Below are 4,328 nucleotides of genomic sequence, written 5' to 3'. Positions count from 1 at the left end.
TTGTTCCGCCGGCAGGGCGACCGAGGCGATCGCACCGTTGCCCACCAGCGTTTCGGCGAACAGGCGGCTGCGCAATACCACTACCTTGGCCGCGTCCTCCAGCGACAGCGCCCCGGCCACACAGGCGGCCGCGATCTCGCCCTGGGAGTGCCCGACCACGGCGGAGGGAGTGATCCCGTAGGAGGACCACAGCTCGGCGAGGGACACCATCATGGTGAACAGAACCGGCTGGACCACCTCGATGAGGTCGAGCGAGGGCGCACCGGGCGCGGAGCGCACCACGTCCTCGATGGACCAGTCGAGATGCGTCTCCAGTGCCCGGGCGCACTGGGCGAACCGGCGGGCGAAGGCCGGGGAGGAGTTCAGCAGTTCCACGGCCATACCGGCCCACTGCGAGCCCTGTCCGGGAAAGACGAACACCACGCCGGTGTCGGGACCGGCCACTCCCTCCACCACGTTCGGGGCCGGGTCTCCGGAGGCCACCGCGGCAAGGCCGTTCAGCAGGTCCGATGGGGTGGATCCGATCACCACCGCGCGGTGTGACAGCGCCGAGCGGGTGGCGGCAAGGGTCCATCCGAGGTCGCTGGGGTTCGCTTCGGTGGCCACGGTGGCGAGCCGGGCCGCGAACGCGCGCAGACCGGCCTCGCCCTGGCCCGAGAGCACCCAGGGCACCGCCACCGGTTCGGTGCGGGGCGGATCGGTGCGCTCGGCCTCCGGTGCCTGCTCCAGGATCGCGTGGGCGTTGGTGCCGCTCACGCCGAAGGCGGAAACTCCTGCCCTGCGCGGCCGGTCGTTCTCCGGCCAGGAAGTCCGCTCCGTGAGCAGCCGCACCGCGCCCGCGGACCAGTCCACATGCGGGGTCGGCTCGTCCACGTGCAGGGTGCGCGGCAGTACGCCGTGGCGCATGGCGAGCACCATCTTGATGACCCCGGCGACGCCCGCGGCGGCCTGGGTGTGGCCCAGGTTCGACTTGACCGATCCCAGCCACAGCGGCAGGTCCCGATCCTGACCGTAGGTGTCCAGCAGGGCCTGTGCCTCGATCGGGTCCCCGAGCCTGGTGCCGGTGCCGTGCGCCTCCACCACGTCGACATCGCCGGTGGAGAGCTGGGCGTCGGACAGTGCCGCGCGGATGACCCGGCGCTGGGCGGGCCCGTTGGGCGCGGTCAGCCCGTTCGACGCGCCGTCCTGGTTGGCGGCGGTACCACGCACCACCGCCAGCACCGGGTGGCCGTGCCGTTCGGCGTCGGACAGCCGCTCCACCAGCAGCATCCCGGCGCCCTCACCCCAGCCGGTGCCGTCCGCGCCCGCCGCGAACGCCTTGGACCGGCCGTCCGGCGCAAGCCCGCCCTGTTTGGACAGCTCGACGAAGGTGTTCGTCGTCGTCATCACCGTGACGCCGCCCGCCAGCGCCAGCTCGCACTCCCCGTTGCGCAGCGCCCGGACGGCCAGATGCAGGGCGATCAGAGAGGACGAACACGCGGTGTCCACGGTGACCGTCGGCCCCTCGAGACCGAAGGCGTAGGCCACTCGTCCCGAGAGGACGCTGGCCGCGCTGCCCGTGCCGAGGTGGCCTTGCACATCGTCCCGCGCCGCGCTGAGCAGCGTCGCGTAGTCCTGGCCGTTGGTGCCGATGAACACCCCGGTCAGGCTGCCCCGCACGGCGTCACGGTTGACACCGGCCCGCTCGAACGCTTCCCAGGAAGTCTCCAGCATCAGCCGCTGCTGCGGGTCCATCGCGATGGCCTCCCGGGGGGATATCCCGAAGAGCGCCGCGTCGAAATCGGCGATGCCGTGGAGGAATCCGCCGTAGCGGGTGACCGACTTCCCGGAACCGCCCTCCGGGTCGTAGAGACCTTCCGTGTCCCAGCCACGGTCGACCGGGAATTCCGACACCGCGTCGCCACCGTCGCGCACCAGGTCCCACAACGCTTCCGGCGTCGCGATGCCACCGGGGAAACGGCAGCTCATGCCGATGATCGCAATGGGCTCGTGGCTCTTCGCCTCGATGTCCTGCAAGCGCTGGCGGGTCTGCCGCAGATCCTTCGTGACCTCTTTGAGGTAATGACGAAGTTTCTCTTCATTCTCCACAGGACAGCCCTCTCAACGCGGTGCTGGACTCGCTCGGAGTCGAACTCGACGGCAGATTCACGAGATACCGAATTCCTTGCCGAGGAGGTCGAACATCTCCTCGTCCGTCGCGGAATCCAGTTCAATGTCACGGTTGGTGGCCGCGCCCCAGTGGGACAGCAGGCTCTTGATCTTCGCGGCGACCTCGGCACCGGCCAGGTCGCTCGGGGACAGGTCGGACAACACCGCTTCGAGCCTGTTCAGCTCGTCGAGCACGGACGTCGCATCGCCCTCGGTCTCGCCCGGGACGAGTTGGGCCCGGACGTGGTCGGCGAGGGCCGCGGTGGTCGGATAGTCGAAGATGACCGACGCCGGGAACGCTACGCCGGTGGCGGTGGCCAGCCGGTTCCGCAGCTCCACCGCGGTGAGCGAGTCGAAGCCGACCTCCTGGAAGGTCCGCGCGGGGTCGACGGAAGCGGGCTTCGCATGCCCCAGCACGGCCGCCACGTGGGTCCGGACCAGTCCCAGCACCGCCCGATCACGCTCGATCGGCGACATGCCGCGCAGTCGGGTGGCGAATTCCTCGACCGGTTCCATGGGCGGAGTGGCGACCGTCAGCAGCTCGCTCAACAGCGGGCTCGGCCGTACGGCGGTGAACCGGGAGCCAAAGCTCGACCACTTCACGTCCGCGATCATCATCGTGGTCTCGTCCGCCACCAGTGACTGCTGAAGTGCGGCGATCGCCAGTTCCGGGGGCATTCCGGGAAGCTGTCGCTGAGCCGCTCCCATGCCGCTGTCGGCCCAGGCACCCCAGGCAAGGGACGTGGCCACCAGTCCCTCGGCCCGGCGCCGCTGGGCCAGTCCGTCCAGAACGGCGTTGGCCGCCGCGTAGCTCGCCTGACCCGCGTTTCCCAGCGTCCCCGCGGCTGACGAGAACAACACGAAGGCATCCAGATCCCGACCCCGCGTCAGCTCATCCAGATTCCGCGCCCCCGCCACCTTGACCCGCATCACCTCCCGGATCCGCTCGGACGTCAACGACTCCAACACACCGTCATCCAGCACACCCGCCGTATGAACCACGGTGCGCAAATCCGCAATCCCCGCCACCAACGCGGCAACCTCGCCTCGATCAGCCACATCACACCCCACCACCGACACCACCACACCGAGCGTCTCCAATCCCGCCACCAACTCCGCGACACCGGGCGCCTCGGCCCCCCGACGACTCGCCAGCACAATCCGCTCCACACCAGCCCCCGCCAGCCAACGGGCCACATGACCGCCCAGCGCGCCCGTACCCCCGGTGACCAAAGCAGTCCCGCGACCACGCCACTCGGCGGACGTGTCCGCCGCCGGTGTCACCCGGGTCAGCCGGGCACCCCACGCCCCAGTGGCACGGACCGCAACCTGGTCCTCCCCTGTCCCCCCACTCAGAACCCGACACAGCCAAGCCCCGACACCCTCATCCACAGCCGGCGGCAGATCGATCAACCCACCCCAGCGATCCGGATGCTCCAAACCGATCACCCGACCAAGCCCCCACAGCCCCGCCTGATCCGGATCCACCACATCCCCGTCGACCACCGAGACCGCACCCCGAGTGACACACCACAACGGCGCAGTCGTACGAAGCGTCTGCAACAGGAGGACGGTCTCCTCGACGGGCAGCAGCGACACCACACCCGACATGGCTTGGACGGTCTCCGGCTCCGCGGCCTCTGCGAACTCCGCGGCCTCTGCCACCGTCACCATCCGCACCTCGGCCCCCGCCGTGCGCATCGCGCCCATCAGGTCATCGGCGCCGCCGCCCGGCTCGACCACCAGCAGCCATGTGCCGGTGAGGACGGCCTCCTCGGAGACGCCCGGAATCGGCGCCCACCCGAGCCGATATCGCCAGCCGTCGATGACCGATTGCTCCTGCCGCATCCGCCGCCACGCCGCCAGGGCGGGGAGAGCCGCGCTGAGCGGTTGCCCAGCGTCGATACCGAACGAACCGAAATCCTCACGCTCGACGGCCTCCCAGAACGCCGCGTCAACGGCACTGGTCGGGGGCTCAGCCACCGAGGGCTCCAGCCAGAACCGCTCACGCTGGAACGCATACGTCGGCAAATCAACACGCCGAGCACCCGGGAACACCGCCGCCCAATCGATCTCGATGCCTCGGACATACAGCCCGCCCAAAGCGGCCATCACGGTAAGGGGCTCAGAGCGATCCGGGCGCAGTGCAGGCAGTCCGTCGCCATCGGCCAGAGCGGTCA

General features: G+C 69.8%; 2 protein-coding genes. Both read right to left on the bottom strand.

Annotated elements, in window-relative coordinates:
* A partial coding sequence (locus tag KN815_RS44725; protein ID WP_216347540.1) for a type I polyketide synthase occupies positions 1 to 2,088 on the bottom strand: 2,088 nt, incomplete at its 3' end.
* A 57-nt stretch (positions 2,089 to 2,145) separates the two neighbouring features.
* Positions 2,146 to 4,131, bottom strand: coding sequence for a beta-ketoacyl reductase (locus tag KN815_RS44720; protein WP_216347539.1), 1,986 nt, complete (start codon positions 4,129 to 4,131; stop codon positions 2,146 to 2,148).
* Positions 4,132 to 4,328: the final 197 nt, after the last annotated feature.

It is taken from the genome of Streptomyces niphimycinicus, assembly GCF_018883605.1.
Classification (GTDB): domain Bacteria; phylum Actinomycetota; class Actinomycetes; order Streptomycetales; family Streptomycetaceae; genus Streptomyces; species Streptomyces niphimycinicus.
Note: the sequence above shows the minus strand (reverse complement) of the source record. Positions and strands in the feature narration are given on the sequence as shown.